Annotated in this window: 18 protein-coding genes; 14 read left to right on the top strand and 4 right to left on the bottom strand. The window is 70.3% G+C overall.

Going from position 1 to position 18,944, the window contains the following annotated elements; genetic code table 11:
• Positions 1–467 precede the first annotated feature (467 nt).
• The 5 genes from ACIBQ6_RS38945 to ACIBQ6_RS38925 all read left to right on the top strand — a co-directional run bounded on the left by ACIBQ6_RS38945 (position 468) and on the right by ACIBQ6_RS38925 (position 4,603).
• Complete coding sequence (locus ACIBQ6_RS38945) at positions 468–1,568, top strand: glycosyltransferase (RefSeq protein WP_397218241.1); 1,101 nt, start codon at positions 468–470, stop codon at positions 1,566–1,568.
• Between the two features lie 176 nt (positions 1,569–1,744).
• On the top strand, positions 1,745–2,728 hold the full coding sequence (locus tag ACIBQ6_RS38940; protein ID WP_352364449.1) for a TerC family protein: 984 nt from the start codon (positions 1,745–1,747) through the stop codon (positions 2,726–2,728).
• Positions 2,729–2,836: 108 nt separating this feature from the next.
• The gene (locus ACIBQ6_RS38935; protein ID WP_352329585.1) at positions 2,837–3,478 is read left to right on the top strand and encodes a phosphatidylserine decarboxylase; all 642 of its coding nucleotides are present in this window, start codon (positions 2,837–2,839) and stop codon (positions 3,476–3,478) included.
• A complete protein-coding gene (gene pssA, locus ACIBQ6_RS38930; protein WP_357983442.1) occupies positions 3,465–4,292 on the top strand; it encodes a CDP-diacylglycerol--serine O-phosphatidyltransferase in 828 nt (275 codons plus the stop codon). The genes ACIBQ6_RS38935 and pssA overlap by 14 nt, the downstream gene beginning before the upstream one ends.
• 35 nt (positions 4,293–4,327) lie before the next feature.
• Entirely contained in the window at positions 4,328–4,603 is a 276-nt protein-coding gene (locus ACIBQ6_RS38925) for a hypothetical protein (RefSeq protein WP_397218202.1), read from the top strand.
• A 1-nt stretch (position 4,604) separates the two neighbouring features.
• Here the strand turns inward: ACIBQ6_RS38925 and ACIBQ6_RS38920 are convergent, their stop codons facing one another.
• Complete coding sequence (locus ACIBQ6_RS38920) at positions 4,605–5,261, bottom strand: MBL fold metallo-hydrolase (RefSeq protein ID WP_352323038.1); 657 nt, start codon at positions 5,259–5,261, stop codon at positions 4,605–4,607.
• A complete protein-coding gene (locus ACIBQ6_RS38915) occupies positions 5,258–6,049 on the bottom strand; it encodes a maleylpyruvate isomerase family mycothiol-dependent enzyme (protein ID WP_397218200.1) in 792 nt (263 codons plus the stop codon). Before ACIBQ6_RS38915 ends, ACIBQ6_RS38920 begins: the two co-directional genes overlap by 4 nt.
• 217 nt (positions 6,050–6,266) lie before the next feature.
• Here ACIBQ6_RS38915 and uvrA point away from each other — a divergent pair, with 217 nt between their 5' ends.
• Positions 6,267–9,107: an excinuclease ABC subunit UvrA gene (uvrA, locus tag ACIBQ6_RS38910; RefSeq protein ID WP_397218199.1), complete on the top strand. Its 2,841-nt coding sequence runs from the start codon at positions 6,267–6,269 to the stop codon at positions 9,105–9,107.
• A 77-nt stretch (positions 9,108–9,184) separates the two neighbouring features.
• On the opposite strand, the gene ACIBQ6_RS38905 is transcribed toward uvrA, so the two are convergent.
• On the bottom strand, positions 9,185–9,931 hold the full coding sequence (locus ACIBQ6_RS38905) for a DUF2306 domain-containing protein (RefSeq protein WP_358300209.1): 747 nt from the start codon (positions 9,929–9,931) through the stop codon (positions 9,185–9,187).
• A 231-nt stretch (positions 9,932–10,162) separates the two neighbouring features.
• Here ACIBQ6_RS38905 and ACIBQ6_RS38900 point away from each other — a divergent pair, with 231 nt between their 5' ends.
• The 7 genes from ACIBQ6_RS38900 (at position 10,163) to whiA (ending at position 16,848) form a co-directional block, all read left to right on the top strand.
• Positions 10,163–10,579, top strand: coding sequence for a Rieske (2Fe-2S) protein (locus tag ACIBQ6_RS38900; protein WP_358300207.1), 417 nt, complete (start codon positions 10,163–10,165; stop codon positions 10,577–10,579).
• A gap of 333 nt (positions 10,580–10,912) precedes the next feature.
• Entirely contained in the window at positions 10,913–11,353 is a 441-nt protein-coding gene (locus tag ACIBQ6_RS38895) for a Rieske (2Fe-2S) protein (RefSeq protein ID WP_397218197.1), read from the top strand.
• Between the two features lie 76 nt (positions 11,354–11,429).
• Positions 11,430–11,882 carry a Rieske (2Fe-2S) protein gene (locus ACIBQ6_RS38890; RefSeq protein ID WP_397218195.1) on the top strand — a complete coding sequence of 151 codons (453 nt, stop codon included), beginning with the start codon at positions 11,430–11,432 and terminating at the stop codon, positions 11,880–11,882.
• Positions 11,883–12,011: 129 nt separating this feature from the next.
• Positions 12,012–13,916, top strand: coding sequence for an excinuclease ABC subunit UvrC (gene uvrC / locus ACIBQ6_RS38885; RefSeq protein WP_397218238.1), 1,905 nt, complete (start codon positions 12,012–12,014; stop codon positions 13,914–13,916).
• 44 nt (positions 13,917–13,960) lie between these two features.
• Positions 13,961–14,827 (top strand): RNase adapter RapZ, encoded by an 867-nt coding sequence (gene rapZ, locus ACIBQ6_RS38880; protein ID WP_352323031.1) that lies wholly within the window; start codon positions 13,961–13,963, stop codon positions 14,825–14,827.
• A gap of 11 nt (positions 14,828–14,838) precedes the next feature.
• Complete coding sequence (yvcK, locus tag ACIBQ6_RS38875; RefSeq protein WP_352323040.1) at positions 14,839–15,795, top strand: uridine diphosphate-N-acetylglucosamine-binding protein YvcK; 957 nt, start codon at positions 14,839–14,841, stop codon at positions 15,793–15,795.
• Between the two features lie 72 nt (positions 15,796–15,867).
• Complete coding sequence (gene whiA, locus ACIBQ6_RS38870) at positions 15,868–16,848, top strand: DNA-binding protein WhiA (RefSeq protein ID WP_138714326.1); 981 nt, start codon at positions 15,868–15,870, stop codon at positions 16,846–16,848.
• Between the two features lie 187 nt (positions 16,849–17,035).
• On the opposite strand, the gene ACIBQ6_RS38865 is transcribed toward whiA, so the two are convergent.
• A complete protein-coding gene (locus tag ACIBQ6_RS38865; RefSeq protein WP_397218194.1) occupies positions 17,036–17,722 on the bottom strand; it encodes a hypothetical protein in 687 nt (228 codons plus the stop codon).
• A 182-nt stretch (positions 17,723–17,904) separates the two neighbouring features.
• Between ACIBQ6_RS38865 and gap the strand changes: the two genes are divergently transcribed.
• Complete coding sequence (gene gap, locus ACIBQ6_RS38860) at positions 17,905–18,909, top strand: type I glyceraldehyde-3-phosphate dehydrogenase (protein WP_352364430.1); 1,005 nt, start codon at positions 17,905–17,907, stop codon at positions 18,907–18,909.
• The last annotated feature ends 35 nt before the right edge of the window (positions 18,910–18,944 follow it).

The following is an 18,944-nucleotide window of genomic DNA, read 5'->3' as shown; positions in this document are numbered from 1 at the left end:
ACGGGCCATGCAAGGCCAGGAGCCATCTGGGGGCGTGGCCTCTGGAAGGTTGCTGGCCTTGGAAGGGGCGGGAGGGCATTGGGCACATGGGTTCCAGTGGTGCTTGACCTCTTGCGGGCCAGGCACCACGGGGCTGTGAAGGTGCCCACATTCGGGGTGCTTGGCCCGTGAGGCTCAGTGGTCGAGCCGCCCGGCATCAAGAACGTGTCATGGGCTTGGGAACCGTGGATCCCGGCTTGGGGCACAGGGTCCTGCGCGGTGGGTTCTTGGTTGGTGGTCATGGCGGACCGAGGCCTGGTGGTGGGGGCCTTGAGGCTCAGGCGCCTGTGGGGGCCGGTACTGGACGTCGGCGGGTTGGGTGGGTGAGATCGGGAAGCTGCGGCGTGATTCGGGCTACGGTTTCAGCTTTGAGGTGTGGCTGCGGTTCCGGTGAGGGCCTAGGAGGGGTCGTGCGGGTGGCTTTTGTGATGGGGACCACGTCGGGTGGGACCGGGCGGCATGTACGGATGCTCGTCGAAGGGCTGGTGCAGCGCGGCCACCAGGCGGCGGTGGTGGGGCCGGGGAGTGTCGAGGAGGCGTTCTCCTTCCGGGCGGCGGGAGCCGCGTTCGCCGAGGTGCCCGTGTCCGACCGGCCGCACCCGCTGAACGACCTGCGCGCGGTGCTCGCGATCCGGCGGCTGACGCGCGACGCCGACGTCGTGCACGCCCATGGCCTGCGAGCGGGGGCGTTGGCGAGCCTGGCACTGAGGGCGTTCAGAGCTCCGGGGAAGCGAAGGGGCGATGGTCGGGAGGGGCCGGGGGTGGTGGTCACCTTGCACAATGCGCTTACCGCAGGCGGTTTCGTGGGGTTCGTCTACGGGGTGCTGGAGCGGATCGTGGCGCGGCGGGCCGACCGGGTGCTGGTGGTCTCGCCGGATCTGGCGGAGCGGATGAGCGTGCTGGGAGCTCGGGAGGTGGAGGAGGCGGTGGTGCCCGCGCCTCCGCTCCGGCCCGCCCGGCGCAGGCCGGAGGAAGTGCGGGAGGAACTGGGGGCGGGTGATCGTCCCCTGGTGCTGACGATCGCCCGGCTCGCCCAGCAGAAGGGGCTCGACACCCTGCTGGACGTGGCGGCCGGGCCGTGGGGGTCGTCGGCCCCCCTGTTCGCCGTCGCGGGTGAGGGGCCGTTGCGGGCGGAACTGGAGGACCGGATCCGGTCCCGGAACCTTCCCGTCCTGCTTCTCGGAGACCGGGACGACGTCCCCGACCTGCTGGCGGCCGCGTCCGTCGTGGTCAACTGCAGCCGCTGGGAAGGGTTGCCGCTCAGCCTCAGCGAGGCACTGATGGCGGGCAAGCCGGTGGTGGCCTCGGACGTCGGAGGGATCCCGTGGCTGGTCGGCGACGCGGGGATGCTGGTGCCGTACGGGGACGCCGAAGGGCTGCGCAGCGCGTTGCGCGAGGTCCTGGGCGAGCCGGGGGCCGCGCGGACGCTGGCCGAGGCGGCCGCCCGGCGCGGACGGGAGTTGCCGGACGGTGACGATGCCGTGGAGAGCGTCCTCGGGGTGTACGAGGGGGCAAGATCGAATGGATGATGAGATCAGAGTGTCGGCGTATACTGCGTGGGTTAGGGAGGGGAGTATCCCTTCGCGACAGCCTCGTCATCACGGTGCAGCCCCGCTCCACGGGGCCCCCGGGGCTGCCGGTCCGCGTTGTTCGCGGGCGGGAGAGACCTCCGGCAATGAGTCATGCATGCCGGAGGGTTTGAATCGTGACCGTACCCGTGTGGGCCTGGATCGCCGTCATCGGCGGTCTGCTGGTCGTCCTCGCCTTTGACCTTTGGATCGTCGACCGCGGTGAAGCCCGTGAGTTCTCCATGCGGCAGGCCGGATATTGGGTCACCTTCTATGTCGCCCTCGCCGCGTTGTTCGGTGTGGGGTTGTGGGCCACCTTCGGGGCCGACAAGGCGGGGGAGTTCTTCGCCGGTTACATCACTGAATACAGCTTGAGCGTCGACAACCTGTTCATCTTCTTCATCATCATGAGCAGGTTCGCGGTGCCGCGGCCCTACCAGCACAAGGTGCTGCTCGTCGGCATCGTGCTCGCGCTGGTCATGCGCGGCATCTTCATCGCGCTCGGCGCCGCCGCGCTTGAGCGGTTCAGCTGGCTCTTCTACGTCTTCGGCGCCTTCCTCGTCTACACCGCCGTCAACCTGATCCGGCAGCACCTCAAGGGCGAGGAAGACGAGTTCAACGAGAACATCCTGCTCAGGTGGGTGCGCCGGGCGTTCCCGACCACCGAGGGGTACGTCGGCTCGAAGGTCAGCGTCAAGATCGACGGCCGCCGCATGGTGACCCCCATGCTCATCGTGATGGTCGCCATCGGCACCACCGACCTGCTGTTCGCCCTCGACTCGATTCCGGCCATCTTCGGGCTCACCAAGGACCCCTACGTCGTCTTCACGGCCAACGCGTTTGCCCTGATGGGGCTGCGTCAGCTTTACTTCCTGCTGGGCGGGTTGCTGCAGCGACTCGTCTACATCAGCTATGGTTTGGCGTTCATCCTCGGGTTCATCGGGGTTAAGCTGATAATGGAGGCGTTGCATGCCAGCGGCGTCTCCTGGGCACCCGAAATTCCCATCTGGGTGTCGCTCACGGTCATCGGCTCCACCATGGCGATCACCACGGTTGCGAGCCTGATCAAGGCCCGCATGACGAGCGGCGAAGGCGAGCACACGCACCCGGAGCAGGTCTAGCGGAACGGCTATCGAGGCGCTTTGCTTGTGAAGTTGCGCCGTGTAATAGTTGCGAGTTCCGTAACAGCATGGCAAAGCGCCTAGTCCAGTCACCACCAAAGGTTGTACGTGTCAGACGATTCTGCTAAGTCGAGCCGCGTCCGGCTCGCGCGCGGGGTCTCCCCGTGGCTCCTCCCGACGGCGGCCGCGGCGGCCGCCACCGCGCTGCTGACGCGCCGAGACCGGCGCTGGGCCCTGGCTGCGGCCCCGCTGGGTGCGCTCACGGGCGGCATGCTCTGGTTCTTCCGCGACCCCGAGCGCACTCCTGGCGAGGGGCGCATCCTGTCGCCCGCCGACGGCGTGGTGCAGAGCATCGACCCCTGGCCGGACGGCCGCACCCGCGTCGCGATCTTCATGAGCCCCCTGAACGTGCACGTCAATCGTGCCCCTCTTGCGGGAAATGTCACGTCCGTGCAGCATGTCGCAGGTGGGTTCCTGCCGGCGTTCAACAAGGACAGTGACCAGAACGAGCGCGTGGTGTGGCATTTCGAGACCGCGCTGGGCGACATCGAGATGGTGCAGATCGCGGGCGCCGTGGCGCGCCGGATCGTGCCGTACCTGAGCGCCGGGGCGAAGGTGGCGCAGACCGAGCGCATCGGGCTCATCCGGTTCGGCTCGCGGGTCGACATCTACCTTCCCGAAGGCATCTCGCCCGCGGTCACCGTGGGGGAGAAGACGGTTGCGGGGGTGACCAGAATTGACCACGGCTGACGCCGGCAGCTGGCAGGCGGGTGAGGAAGAGCCCCGCGGTCCCGTGGGCAAGGCGTTCCGCCTGTCCGCCGCGGACTCGCTCTCGCTGGGCAACGCGGTCTGCGGGTTCCTCGCCGTCTGCGTCCTGGCCTACTCGGCGATTCAGCAGCTCACGGTCGCCGACGGCAAGTTCACGCCCACGCCGAGCTACTTCGCCACCGCCATCGTCCTGCTGCTCATCGGCGCGACCTGCGACCTGTTCGACGGGCTCGTCGCGCGGCGCTTCCGCGCCTCGGCGATGGGCGCCGAGCTGGACAACCTGGCCGACGTGATCAGCTTCGGGTTCGCGCCCGCGTTCATGGTCGTGATCTGGGGTGTCGGCGCGCCGCCTTCGGTGCCGTTCATCGCGGTGGTCACCGCCGCGGCGGCCGTGCTGGTCGCCGGTGTCGTACGCCTGGCGCGCTTCGCGTGCGTCAAAACCAAGAGCGGCGACTTCATGGGCCTGCCCATCCCCATGGGCGCCATGACCGTGATCTCCATCGTGCTGCTGTTCCAGCCCAGCATCTGGGCGCTGTTCGCGGTGCTCGGCGTGGCCTGGCTGATGGTCAGCCGGATCGAGTACCCCAAGCCGAAGGGACAGCTCGCGGCGGTCGTCCTCGGGTGGATCATGGTGAACGTGGCCTTCCTCACGTTCTGGGTGGCCTGGCCGGAAGGCGGCGACCTGCCGATCAAGATCGGCGCGACCATGCAGATCGCGCTCGTCGCGGCCATCCCGCTGCGCATGTTGTTCTACAAGCGGGAGCTGCGCAAGGAAGCCGAGCGAATCGGCAACTAGGGGATTTTTCATCCATCTTCGGCTTTGATGGATACATGTCGGCCATGCCGCGCGAGCACACACGTACGTACTACCTCGGCAAGCTGGCCGCCGAGCTGGAGCAGCGCGGGCTGACCGCCACCCTGCGGGCCAACCCGCCCGCGCTGCGGATCAGCGATCCCGACACCGCGCTGCTGGCCGAGACGATCGACTGCGTGCCGCTGCCCGAAGGGTGGTTCTACCGCTGGTCGTGGGGCGAGCTCGTGGGCCTGGCCGACGATCCCGCCCTGGCGGCCGGGCGCATCGTGCGCGTGCTGGCCGCGGGCGGGTGAGCTACCAGCCTCTGGCCTTCCATTCGGGCAACGAGGGACGTTCGGCGCCGAGCGTCGTGTCCTTGCCGTGACCGGGGTAGACCCAGGTGTCGTCGGGCAGACGGTCGAAGATGCGCTCGGTCACGTCGGTGTAGAGCCGCTCGAAACGCTCCGGGTCCCTGCCGGTGTTGCCCACCCCGCCGGGGAACAGGGAGTCGCCGGTGAACAGGTGACGGCCGTCGGGGCCGCCGTCGTAGAGCAGCGCGATCGAGCCCGGGGTGTGGCCGCGCAGGTGGATGACCTCCAGGCTGACCGGGCCGAGGGCGATCGTGTCGCCGTGGTCGACCGTGCGGCCGACCGGGACGGGCAGGGCGGGCGCGTCGAGCGGATGGGCGATCACCTCGGCGCCGGTGACCCTGGCCACCTGTTCGAGGGCCTGCCAGTGGTCGCCGTGCTGGTGGGTGGTGACGATCGCGCCGAGCGGCTGGTCGCCGACGAGCGCCAGCAGCCGGTCGGCGTCGGCCGCGGCGTCGATCAGCAGCTCGTCGCCGGTCTCGGTGGAACGCAGCAGGTAGGCGTTGTTGTCGTGGGGGCCGACCGCCAGCTTGGAGATGGTCAGGGCGGGCAGCTCGCGCACGTCGGCGGGGCCGCCGACCCGGACGTCGCCGGTGTAGGTCATGGGTAGTCCTTCGGGGGCGTCGCGGGCAGATCAGCGGGGGCCGGCATCGTCAGCCACGGCGGCGGCTCGGGAAGGAGCGCGCCACCGTCACCAGGCGGCGACGGCTGTCCCGCGGGCACCAGGGTAACGCCCTCGCCGTCCGACCTTCCCGTCAACCAGGCCAGCATGTCGGCCGGTCGGCCCTGGACCGCCGGCCCGTGGCCGAGGTTCTGCCACCTTTGCCCCGGCTCGCCGGTCAGGACGACCTCGCTCACCGTGCTGCGGCCGTACGGCCAGGATCGGCGGAGGTCGTGCAGTTCGCGGCGGACGAACGTCTCCGGCCAGTCGTGGGGGCCGTACCCGGTGCCGAGGTCCACGTGGTGCATGCCCACCTCGCGCAGCCGGCGTACCAGGACGTACCAGGCTGGATGCGGCGGCGGCCGCATGCCCCGTACGGACGCCTGCCACGCCACGGCGGGCAGATCGCGGATCGCGGCGGCCAGACGCGCGGCGCTGTCGGCAAGGTCGGCCAGGTGGCGCGCGGCCGGACGGGCGGCGGCGGCCTCGATCTCGGCGGTCCTGGCCTCCAGGGAGGTGTACTGCGGGGTCTCGACGCCCGTCCTGGCCCAGGTGAGCAGGCGGAGGTGGGAGCGGGCGTTGCCGGCCAGGTGGGCGAGCACGTGCCCTCTGGTCCAGCCGGGCAGCAGGGACGGGGCCGCGACGTCGGCGTCGGACAGGGACGCGGCCGTGGCCAGCAGCCGGTCGGTCGCGGAGGCGAGTTCGGCCTGTACCGCGGGTAGAACAGTCATGTCCGGATATTTCATCACTTAGGTGTCCAAGGTCGGGTGCGGGCATAAAGCGGCAGGTCAAGTGGTTGACTCTCAAAGGGCTCCTGCCGACGCGGGAGATGGCCGTAACCTGTGAAGGACGGATTTTCGGGGGCCGGGGATCGGCTCGCCGAAAATGTCGGTGCCCCCGTCTACCATCCCCCGTGGACCTATCCGCCTTTCGACCTCCGGGATCGCCGTGGCAGACCGCCTGATCGTGCGTGGTGCACGAGAACACAACCTCAAGGACGTCTCGCTTGACCTGCCGCGAGACTCGCTGATCGTCTTCACCGGCCTCTCCGGCTCCGGCAAGTCGAGCCTGGCCTTCGACACGATCTTCGCTGAGGGCCAGCGGCGCTACGTCGAGTCCTTGTCGGCCTACGCCCGCCAGTTCCTCGGCCAGATGGACAAACCCGACGTCGACTTCATCGAGGGCCTGTCGCCCGCGGTGTCCATCGACCAGAAGGCCACCAGCAAGAACCCCCGCTCCACCGTCGGCACCATCACCGAGGTCTACGACTACCTGCGCCTGCTGTGGGCGCGCATCGGCAAGCCCCACTGCCCTGCCTGCGGCCGTCCGATCGCCCGGCAGATGCCGCAGCAGATCGTCGACCGCGTGATGGACCTGGAGGAGGGCACCCGTTTCCAGGTGCTCGCCCCCGTCATCCGTGGCCGCAAGGGCGAATACGCCGAGCTGTTCCGCGAGCTGCAGACCAAGGGCTTCGCGCGGGCCAGGGTCGACGGCACGGTCGTGCGGCTGGAGGAGCCGCCGACGCTGAAGAAGTACGAGAAGCACGACATCGAGGTCATCGTCGACCGCCTGTCGGTCAAGGAGTCCTCGCGCCGCCGGCTCACCGACTCCGTCGAGACCGCGCTGCAGCTGTCCGGCGGCACGATCACGCTGGAGTTCGTCGACCTGCCGGAAGACGACCCGGGCCGTGAGCGCTTCTACTCCGAGCACCTCTACTGCCCCTACGACGACCTGTCGTTCGAGGAGCTGGAGCCGCGCTCGTTCTCCTTCAACTCGCCCTTCGGCGCCTGCCCCGAGTGCACCGGCCTCGGCACCAAGATGGAGGTCGACCCCGACCTGGTGGTGCCCGACCCCGAGCGCACGCTCGGCGACGGCGCGCTGCACCCGTGGTCGGGCGGCCACACCAGCGAATACTTCGTCCGGCTGATCGAGGCGCTCGGCCACACGGTCGGGTTCACCCTCGACACGCCGTGGGAGCGGCTGCCCAAGAAGGCCCAGAAGTCGCTGCTGTACGGCCACGACGAGCAGGTGCACGTCCGCTACAGCAACCGCTACGGCCGCCAGCGCTCCTACTACACCACCTTCGACGGCGTCATCCCCTGGGTGCAGCGCCGGCACGCCGAGGCCGAGAGCGACGCCACGCGCGAGCGCTTCGAGGGCTACATGCGCGAGATCCCGTGCCCGGCCTGCAAGGGCGCCCGGCTCAAGCCGGTCACCCTCGCCGTCACGGTCGACGACCGGTCGATCGCCGAGGTCGCGGCCATGTCGATCGGCGAGTGCGCCAAGTTCCTGGCCGAACTCAAGCTGTCCGACCGTGACATGCACATCGCCGAGCGGGTGGTCAAGGAGATCAACGCCCGTATGGGCTTCCTGCTCGACGTCGGCCTCGACTACCTGACCATGGACCGCGCCGCCGCCACCCTCGCCGGTGGCGAGGCCCAGCGCATCCGGCTGGCCACGCAGATCGGCTCCGGGCTGGTCGGCGTCCTCTACGTGCTGGACGAGCCGTCCATCGGCCTGCACCAGCGTGACAACATGCGCCTGCTCGACACGCTGATCAGGCTGCGCGACATGGGCAACACGCTGATCGTCGTCGAGCACGACGAGGACACCATCGCCGCCGCCGACTGGGTGGTCGACATCGGTCCCGGCGCCGGCGAGCACGGCGGCCAGGTCGTGGTGTCCGGCACCGTCCAGGAGCTCCTCGCCAGCGAGGAGTCCATGACCGGCCAGTACCTGTCGGGGCGCCGGAGCATCCCGATCCCGGCCAAGCGCCGCAAGCGCGACAAGAAGCGGCAGATCACGGTCAAGGGCGCGCGCGAGCACAACCTCAAGGGCGTCGACATCGAGTTCCCCCTGGGCGTGTTCACGGCGGTGACCGGCGTGTCCGGGTCGGGCAAGTCGACGCTGGTCAACGACATCCTCTACAACGCGCTGGCCAAGGAGCTCAACGGCGCCCGCACGGTGCCGGGGCGGCACTCCCGCATCAACGGCATGGACCAGGTGGACAAGGTCGTGCACGTCGACCAGTCGCCGATCGGCCGTACGCCGCGCTCCAACCCGGCCACGTACACCGGGGTCTTCGACCACGTGCGCAAGCTGTTCGCCCAGACGGCCGAGGCCAAGGTGCGCGGCTACCAGCCCGGGCGGTTCAGCTTCAACGTCAAGGGCGGGCGCTGCGAGGCGTGCGCGGGCGACGGCACGATCAAGATCGAGATGAACTTCCTGCCGGACGTCTACGTCCCCTGTGAGGTCTGCCACGGCGCCCGGTACAACCGGGAGACGCTGGAGGTCCACTACAAGGGCAAGACGATCGCCGAGGTGCTCGACATGCCGATCGAGGAGGCGCTGGCCTTCTTCGACGCGATCCCGGCGATCAAGCGGCACCTGCAGACGCTCAACGACGTCGGCCTGGGCTACGTGCGGCTCGGGCAGCCGGCGACCACGTTGTCCGGCGGCGAGGCGCAGCGCGTCAAGCTCGCCTCCGAGCTGCAGCGGCGCCAGATCGGCCGGACGATCTACGTGCTCGACGAACCCACCACCGGCCTGCACTTCGAGGACATCCGCCGGCTGCTCGGCGTGCTCGGGCGGCTGGTCGACGGCGGGAACACGGTGATCGTCATCGAGCACAACCTCGACGTCATCAAGACCGCCGACTGGATCATCGACATGGGCCCCGAAGGCGGGTCCCGCGGCGGCACGCTCGTGGCCGCGGGCACGCCCGAAGAGGTGGCGCTGGTCAACGAGAGCCACACCGGCCGCTTCCTGCGGAAGATCCTCTCGCTCTGAGGCAGGGGCCGGCTCGGGTGCGGCTGTGTCTCGCTGTGAGGCTGGTGGTGGCTCGGTGCGGCTGGGGCTCACCTGGGTCAGGTGGTGGCTGGGGTTTCGCCGGGAGTCAGGACGGTGGCGCGGGCGCGGCGGCGGCGCTTGGCGGCGTCGCCGCGCTCCAGCCACCACTCGGCGAACAGCAGCGGCAGCACCCAGCCCAGCCAGGCGCTCAGCGCGCCGACCGTGGCGGCCAGCAGCGCCTGGTCGCCGTGGAAGGTGGTGTCGAGCTGCGGTGACAGCGTGATGACGAACACCGCGCCCCACAGCCGGTTGGTGATGATCGACATCGTCAGGGCGAAGCTGCGGATCATCCACCTGCGGTGATCGACGAACCTGCGCTGCCTGGCCATCCGCCAGCCGGCCAGGGTGCAGCCCAGCCAGAGCAGCGCCAGCACCACCCCGCTGGCCCTGGTCACCGGGCCGAAGGGCGTGGCCAGGCTGACCACCAGGCCCAGCAGGCCGCCGGGCAGGCAGCCGCCGAAGACGTACACCCGGCCGATCACGCGGTGGGCCCGCGGGTGGCGGGCGCGGAACCACGGCCAGACCTGCAGGCAGCACGAGATCATCGCGATCGAGCCGAAGATCACGTGCAGGGAGAGCACCGCGAAGTGCGGCGGGAAGAAGTCGGGCGCCGGCACCCGCGACCGGCTCGGGTCCAGCGACAGGTAGGGCGGCAGCGAGAAGGCGACGAACGCGATCGCCACCACCACGAGCGGAGCCACCCACGGACGCCGCCACCAGCGCGGCCCGGACGTCGTGGGCTTGGGAGTCTCGGTGAGTGTCATGAGCGACACGCTCGCGCCCGGCGCTGACCGCGGGCGCACCGTCCGCTGACCGTGCGCCGACCGTGCGCCGACCGATCGTTGCCGCGACGGTGACCGTATCGGTCACCCGATGGGCGGACCGAGGGGTGGGGCCAATAAAGTTGAAGCACGGGTAACGGCTTGACCTGCTGGGGGTCGGCGGAGACGCGAAGGGTCGGCTAATTCATGACGGTGACGAATCAGGGCGAAGCCATGCCCGAAAACGGTGGCGGCATCGGGCGGCGCGAGATGCTCGGCGTGGCCGGGGTGGCCGCGTGCGGGCTGGCGCTGGCCGGGTGCGGGGCGGGGGACGCCAAGGCGCAACCCGCGTCGGGGATCAAGGGCAAGGTGCTCGCCAAGACGGCGGACGTACCCGTCGGCGGCGGCACGATCGTGCAGGAGTGGCGGATCGTGATCACGCAGCCCACGAAGGGCGTCTACAAGGCGTTCAGCGCGGTCTGCACGCACAAGGGATGCACGGTGGGCACGCCCAAGGACAACGTCATCACGTGTGCGTGCCACGGCAGCGAGTTCGCCGCCGACAGCGGCCAGGCCACCAAGGGGCCCGCGACCGCGCCACTGACGGTCTACCAGGTCAAGGTGGAGGGCGACGGCATCGTCGTGGTCTGAGGCCGGGGTCTGAGGCCGGGGTCTGAGGCCGGGGTCTGAGGCCGGGGTCTGAGGCCGGGGTCTGAGGTCGTGGCTCAGGACATGGTCTGAGGGCCTGTCTCGGGATGGGGCTGAGGGCGCGCTCGGAGAGCGTGGGCTCAGGGACGGTCTGAGGGGGCGGGCTGAGGGTGGCGCTCGGGGGCGGGCCGGGGAAGGCTTGTTCTGGGTAATTGTGCGTGGTTTCCGGGATTGGGGGCGTGCAGGCTGAACCGGTGCGGGGGCGCCGGCCGTACCTGCATGTGAGACCGAGACCTGGGAGGACGCACCATGACAGAAACGACGCGCCGGACGGTCATGCTCGGCGCCGGAGGCGCCGGGCTCGCGGCGGTTCTGACGGCGTGCGCGAGCTACGGTTCGCCGACGACGGCGGCGAACGAGGCGCCGGCCACCGAGGAAACGGCCGCCGGAGAGCCGTCGTCGGAGCCCAAGAAGAAGGTGAAGAAGAAGGCCAAGGCGCTGGCCGACACCGGCGACATCCAGGTCGGCGGCGGTGCGGTCTTCAAGGACCAGAAGGTCGTGGTGACGCAGCCGATCGAGGGAGAGTTCAAGGCGTTCACGGCGATCTGCACCCATGCGGGATGCACGGTCGCCAGCGTCTCGAACGGCACCATCAACTGCCCCTGCCACGGCAGCAAGTTCAAGATCGAGGACGGTTCGGTGGCCGACGGCCCCGCCGGCGCGCCGCTCGCCGAGAAGAAGATCACCGTGGACGGCGACAAGATCAGACTCGCCTAATCCCCGTCTCATGAATTTCTCACCTGCCTCCGGTTGGGTGGAACGCATGGGAGATGACCTTCGAAGCCGTCGGGCAGTGATAGCGGGCGTGGGCGCGGGCGGGCTGGCCCTGGCGATCAGCGCCTGCGGCGGAAGCACCGAGACCCCGGCGGCCACCGCCCCCGACGCGGGCGGCCAGTCGAGCGCGGCGCAGCCGGGCGCATCGCAGTCCAGCGCCCCGCAGTCGAGTGCCCCGCAGGCCGGCGGCGCGCTGGCCAAGACCGCCGACATCCCCGTCGGCGGCGGCACGATCTTCAAGGACCAGAAGATCGTGGTGACGCAGCCGACGGCGGGTGAATTCAAGGCCTTCAGCGCGATCTGCACGCACAAGGGCTGCCCCGTGGGCAGCGTCGCGGACGGCGCGATCGTGTGCCCGTGCCACGGCAGCAAGTTCAACATCGCCGACGGCTCGGTCACCAACGGCCCGGCCGACAAGCCGCTGGCCGCCCAGCAGATCAAGGTGGAGGGCGACCAGATCACCCTGGCCTGACCGCCGGCGTGATCCATGGCCTGACCCGAGAACGCGGTGAGCCCCGTCGTGCCGTCCGAAGGCTCGGCGGGTCACCTTGTCGGTGGCGCCTACTAGTCTTTGACCGTGGCGAGAGCAGCGGGCAGCCCCTTGAGTTTCCGGCCCAGACCAGGTTCGATCCCCGAGTCGCCGGGGGTCTACCGGTTCAGGGACGCGCACGGCCGGGTGATCTACGTCGGCAAGGCCAAGAGCCTGCGGCAGCGGCTCAACTCCTACTTCGCCGACTTCTCCGCGCTGCACCCGCGCACCCAGTCGATGCTCACGACGGCCGCCGACGTCGACTGGACCGTCGTCGGCACCGAGGTCGAGGCGCTGCAGCTCGAATACTCCTGGATCAAGGAGTTCGACCCGCGCTTCAACGTCAAGTACCGCGACGACAAGTCCTACCCCTACCTCGCGGTGACGATGGGGGAGGATTTCCCGCGCGTCCAGGTCCTGCGGGGCGCCAAGCGCAAGGGCACCCGCTACTTCGGCCCCTACTCGCACGCCTGGGCCATCCGCGAGACCGTCGACCTGCTGCTGCGCGTCTTCCCGGTGCGCACGTGCAGCGCCGGGGTGTTCAAGCGGGCCGGGCAGATCGGCCGTCCGTGCCTGCTGGGCTACATCGACAAGTGCTCGGCGCCGTGCGTGGGCCGGGTGACCCCGCAGGAGCACCGCGAGCTGGCCGAAGACTTCTGCGACTTCATGGCGGGCAACACCACCCGCTTCATCAAACGCCTTGAGAAGGACATGCGCGAGGCCGCCGCCGAGCAGGAGTACGAGCGGGCGGCCCGGCTGCGCGACGACATCCAGGCGCTGCAGCGCGCGCTGGAGAAGCAGGCCGTGGTGCTCGGCGAGGCCACCGACGCCGACGTGATCGCGCTGGCCGAGGATCCGCTGGAGGCCGCCGTCCAGGTGTTCTACGTGCGCGGGGGCCGCATCCGCGGTCAGCGGGGCTGGGTGGTCGACAAGGTCGAGGAGACCTCGCCCGGCGAGCTGGTGGAGCAGTTCCTGCTGCAGATGTACGGTGAGGCCGGCCCCGAGTCGATGCCGCGCGAGGTGCTCGTGCCCGCGCTGCCGCCCGACGCCGAGGCGGTCGCCGAGCTGCTGACCGAGCAGCGCAGGGCCCGGGTCGAGGTGCGCGTCCCGCAGCGCGGCGACAAGAAGGCGCTGATGGAGACCGTCGAGCGCAACGCCAAGGAGTCGCTGGCCCAGCACAAGATCCGCCGCGCCGGCGACCTGACCACGCGCAGCAAGGCGTTGCAGGAGATCGCCGACGCGCTAGACCTCGACCAGGCGCCGCTGCGCGTCGAGTGCTACGACGTCTCCCATCTGCAGGGCGAGAACGTCGTGGCGTCCATGGTGGTCTTCGAGGACGGTCTGGCGCGCAAGAGCGAGTACCGGCGCTTCGCGATCAAGACCAAGGAGGGCGACGTCGCCTCGATCCACGAGGTGATCATGCGGCGGTTCCGGCGTTACCTGGAGGAACGTTCGGCCACCGGCGAGCTGGCCGCCGAGGACGACGACGGCCACGGGCCCATCGACCCCGAGACCGGCAAACCGCGCAAGTTCGCCTACCCGCCCAACCTGGTCGTCGTCGACGGCGCGGGCCCCCAGGCGGCCGCCGCGCAGCGGGCGCTCGACGAGCTCGGCATCGACGACGTCGCGGTGTGCGGCCTGGCCAAGCGGCTGGAGGAGGTGTGGTTGCCCGGCGACGACCAGCCAGTGATCATGCCTCGTTCAAGTGAGGGTCTCTACCTGCTGCAACGCGTCCGCGACGAAGCACACAGGTTCGCCATCACCTACCATCGTTCCAAGAGGTCCAAGTCAGTGAAGGAGAGCGCGCTCGACGGCGTGCCCGGCCTCGGGCCGGCGCGCAGGCAGGCGTTGCTCAAGCACTTCGGCTCCGTCAAGAAGCTACGCGAGGCCAGCGCGACCGAGATCTGCGAGGTTCCCGGCATCGGGCCGGCCCTCGCCGAGGTCATCGTGTCGACGCTGAAGGGAGATACATCGTGAACACCCGCGAGGGAGCGCAGGGTGTCGGCGAACGGAGTGAGGCCATGAGCACCGAGCCGGCGTTCGTCATCGTCACCGGCATGTCCGGGGCGGGGCGCAGCACGGCCGCCAAGGCGCTGGAAGACCTGGGCTGGTTCGTCATCGACAACCTGCCGCCGGGGCTGCTGTTCGCGATGGCGGAGGAGGCGGGCAAGGTCAAGCTGGCCGCCGACAAGGTGGCCGCGGTCGTCGACGTGCGCAGCCTGGCCTTCACCACCGACCTCAACGCGGCCATCGAGGAGCTGGAGGGCCGCGGCGTGCGCGTGCGGGTCGTCTTCCTCGAGGCCAGCGACGAGGAGCTGGTGCGCAGGTTCGAGAACGTCCGCCGGCCCCACCCGCTGCAGGGCGAGGGCCGCCTGGTCGACGGCATCACCCGCGAGCGCGGCATCCTGCGCGAGGTGCGGGCCAACGCCGACCTGGTGATCGACACCTCGTCCCACAACGTGCACGACCTGCGCAACAAGATCGTCGCCTACTTCGGCGGCGATGACCGTCCGGGGCTGCGGCTCAACGTCGTCTCGTTCGGGTTCAAGTACGGCCTGCCGGTCGACGCCGACCTCGTCGTCGACTGCCGTTTCCTGCCCAACCCCCACTGGGTGCCCGAGCTGCGGCCGATGAACGGCCTCGACGCGCCGGTCAGCGACTACGTGCTCGGCCAGCCGGGCGCCAAGGAGTTCCTCGACGCCTACGAGGAGGTCCTGCAGGTCGTCGCCACCGGCTACGCCCGCGAGGGCAAGAGCTACGCGACCCTGGCCGTGGGCTGCACGGGCGGCAAGCACCGCAGCGTGGCCATGGCCGAGCAGGTCGCCGCCCGCCTGCGTGACCGCGGCATGGAGGTCCAGGTCAGTCACCGGGATGTGGGGCGGGAGTGACCCATGAACGTATGGAGGCGGGGCTGCCCCATCCGCTGAACGGCCCCCGCGTGGTGGCCCTCGGCGGCGGCCACGGGCTCTACGCCTCGCTGTCGGCCTTACGGGTCGTGACCGACCGGCTGACCGCGGTGGTGACCGTGGCCGACGACGGCGGCTCCAGCGGCCGGCTGCGCCGCGAGCTCGGCGTGCTGCCGCCCGGCGACCTGCGCATGGCGCTGGCCGCGCTGTGCGGCGACGACGAGTGGGGCATCACCTGGAGCGAGGTCGTCCAGCACCGCTTCCGCAGCGAGGGCGAGCTCCACGGGCACGCCGTCGGCAACCTGCTGATCGTGGCGCTGTGGGAGCTGCTCGGCGACTCGGTGGCCGGCCTCGACTGGGTGGGCCGGCTGCTCGGCGCGCACGGCAGGGTGCTGCCGATGGCCTCGGTGCCGCTCGACATCGTGGCCGAGGTCGAGCTCGACGGCGTCACCTCGACCGTGCGCGGCCAGGTCGCCTGCGCGCTCACGCCGGGTCGGGTGCAGGCCATCTCCCTGGTGCCGGAAGACCCGCCGGCGCGTCCTGAGGCGGTCGCCGCGGTGCACGAGGCCGACTGGCTGGTGTTCGGGCCGGGCTCGTGGTTCACCAGCGTGCTGCCGCACCTGAAGGTGCCCGAGCTGGCCCGCGCGCTGCACGACAGCAAGGCCAAGCGGCTCGTCACCCTCAACCTGGCCCCCCAGCCGGGCGAGACCGACGACTTCTCCCCCCAGCAGCACCTGGAGGTGCTCCGCCAGCACGCCCCCGACCTGGCCTTCGACGTCGTGCTGGCCGACACCGGCGTGGTCGACGACCTCGACGCCCTGGACAAGGCCGCGGCGGCGCTCGGCGCCCGGCTCGTCCTGGCCGACGTGGCCGCCGCCGACGGCTCGCCCCGGCATGACCCACGACGTCTTGCCTCCGTCCTGGACGAGATTTTCCTCCAGAAGCGTTGATCCTGGTCGGCGTGGCGCGAAGGTGCGAGAGACTGGCGGGAGCCGGTCTGAATGGGGGAAGGACTAACGCTTATGGCGATGACAGGTGTGGTGAAGGACGAACTGAGCCGCCTGCCGGTGCTGAAACCGTGCTGCCGCAAGGCGGAGGTGTCCACGCTGCTGCGGTTCGCCAGCGGCCTGCACCTGGTGGGCGGCCGCATCGTGATCGAGGCCGAGCTCGACACCAACGCCACCGCGCGGCGGCTGATCAAGGACATCGGCGAGGTGTTCGGCCACAAGGCCGAGGTGCTCGTGCTCGCGCCGGCCGGGCTGCGCAAGGGCTCGCGCTACGTGGTGCGCGTCTACCGCGACGGTGAGGCGCTGGCCCGCCAGACGGGCCTGATCGACAACCACGGGCGCCCGGTGCGCGGCCTGCCCCGGCAGGTCGTGGCCGGTGCGGCCTGCGACGCCGAGGCGGCCTGGCGGGGCGCCTTCCTGGCGCACGGCTCGCTGACCGAGCCGGGGCGTTCGATGTCCCTGGAGGTCACCTGCCCGGGGCCGGAGGCCGCGCTCGCGCTGGTCGGCTCGGCCCGGCGGCTGAAGATCCACGCCAAGGCCCGGGAGGTGCGCGGCGTCGACCGCGTCGTGGTCCGCGACGGCGACGCGATCAGCGCGCTGCTCACCCGCCTCGGCGCGCACGACAGCGTGCTGGCCTGGGAGGAGCGCCGGATGCGCCGCGAGGTGCGGGCCACCGCCAACCGGCTGGCCAACTTCGACGACGCCAACCTGCGGCGTTCGGCGCGGGCGGCCGTCGCGGCGGGCGCGCGGGTGCAGCGCGCGCTGGAGATCCTCGGCGAGGAGGCGCCGGACCACCTGGTGGTGGCCGGGCGGCTGCGGGTGGAGCACAAGCAGGCGTCGCTGGAGGAACTGGGCCAGATCGCCGACCCGCCGCTGACCAAGGACGCCATCGCCGGGCGCATCAGGCGGCTGCTGGCGATGGCCGACAAGCGCGCCTCCGACCTGGGCATCCCGAACACCGAGGCCAACCTCACCGTCGACATGCTGGCGCCGTAGCGGGCTCGCCGCCGTGCGGGCGCCCGCGGCGCCGTCCGGGACACCCCCATCCCGTACGGCTTCGCGCGGTGGCCCGCACGCGCCGACGTCCCTGCAGGCCCGTCATGGCCGGTCGTGAGGGCTCACGGGCCGCTCGCCGTGACGAAGCGCGCTGTGGGCCGCCCGGCGGCTGCTGAGTGGGCGTCCGTCAGTCCCTGGCGGGCTTGCGCGGCGTGAACAGGTCCGCGGGCGCGGCCTGCTGCCCGGGCGACTGCGCGAGCACCTGTGCGGACGACTGGGCGGGCGGTTGCGCGGGCTCGAAGGGCGCCCGGTACTCCTGCCCGGCCTCCTCCGCCGCCTCCTGGGCGGCCAAGGCGGCCCGGTCGGCGCGGCGTACGCGGAAGACGCGCAGCGTGACCAGCAGGAGCGCGGCCACGGCGGCGACGGCGATGTACAGCCACATCTGCCACGTCTGCGCGAGCGGCTCGCGGTAGACCGCCAGGGCGCGGGGAAGCCCCTCGCCGGCGTTGGCCGCCGTGATGTCGCCGATCTGCGGGGAGAAGGGCGTGCCGGTCGCGGAGGTGTGCCGCGCGGCGCCGAGGATGATGGACACGCCCGAGATCTGGCCGCCGGCGACGGCCGCCGCCGCGTACAGGGCGGCCACCACCGGCAGCGCCCGGTTGCGCGGGCGGGCCGCGCCCACGGCCAGGGCGACCAGCAGCGCGATCAGGAGCGACAGCGTCACCGACAGGGCGTGGCCGTTGCCCAGCGTGGCCACGGCCTTCGGCAGCCGGTCCTGGAACAGCACCGCGAGCCCCAGGGCCGCCGCGCAGACCAGCGCGGCGACCAGCCCCGCGATCAGTCCAGGAAGCAGGCCGGACCGCTTATGTGACATCTCAGCCCCCAGAGAATGCACGAATTTACTCCGACGAGTCGGGCACTTTACTCGAAGCTCGCAAATTGCGCCCCCTGAACGGGGATACGCAGGGCGGTACCTGCAGTGGTCTAAACCAATTTGGGTCCGATAGTGTTCGTGGTTGAGATTCAACCGCCATCTGTTCGAGGAGATCGGTTTCCGTGAGCATCCGCGTAGGCGTCAACGGCTTCGGCCGCATCGGTCGCAACTTCTGGCGCGCGGTCGCCGCCAGCGGCAAGGACATCGAGATCGTCGCGGTCAACGACCTGACCGACAACGCGACGCTCGCCCACCTGCTGAAGTACGACAGCATCCTGGGCCGTCTGCCGTACGAGGTGAAGGCCTCCAGCGACGAGATCACCGTCGACGGCAAGGCGATCAAGGCGTTCGCGGAGCGCGACCCGGCCAAGCTGCCCTGGGGCGACCTCGGCGTCGATGTCGTGGTGGAGTCCACCGGCCTGTTCACCGACGCCTCCAAGGCCAAGGTGCACGCCGACAACGGCGCCAAGAAGGTCATCATCTCCGCGCCGGCCAAGAACGAGGACGTCACCATCGTGATGGGCGTCAACGAGGGCGTCTACGACCCGGCCAGCCACACGATCATCTCCAACGCGTCCTGCACCACCAACTGCCTGGCCCCGATGGCCAAGGTCCTCCACGACACCTTCACCATCGAGAAGGGTCTGATGACCACCATCCACGCCTACACGCAGGACCAGAACCTGCAGGACGGCCCGCACAAGGACCTGCGCCGCGCCCGCGCCGCCGCCCTCAACGTGGTGCCCACCTCCACCGGCGCCGCCAAGGCCATCGGCCTGGTGCTGCCCGAGCTCAAGGGCAAGCTCGACGGCTTCGCCATGCGCGTGCCGATCCCCACCGGCTCGGCCACCGACCTCACCGTCGACGTCAGCCGCGAGGTCACCGCCGAGGAGGTCAACGCCGCGGTCAAGGCCGCCGCCGAGGGCCCGCTCAAGGGCATCCTCAGCTACACCGAGGACGAGATCGTCTCCTCCGACATCGTCACCGACCCCCACTCCTGCATCTTCGACGCCGGCCTCACCAAGGTCATCGGCAACCAGGTCAAGGTCGTCGGCTGGTACGACAACGAGTGGGGCTACTCCAACCGCCTCGCCGACCTGATCGAGCTGGTCGGCCGCGACCTGTGAGCGTGACCGAGGCCGCTGCGGGAACAGGAGCATGA

Origin of the sequence: Nonomuraea sp. NPDC049655, from assembly GCF_044465465.1 — a bacterium.
Taxonomy (GTDB): Bacteria; Actinomycetota; Actinomycetes; order Streptosporangiales; family Streptosporangiaceae; genus Nonomuraea.
Note: the sequence above shows the minus strand (reverse complement) of the source record. Positions and strands in the feature narration are given on the sequence as shown.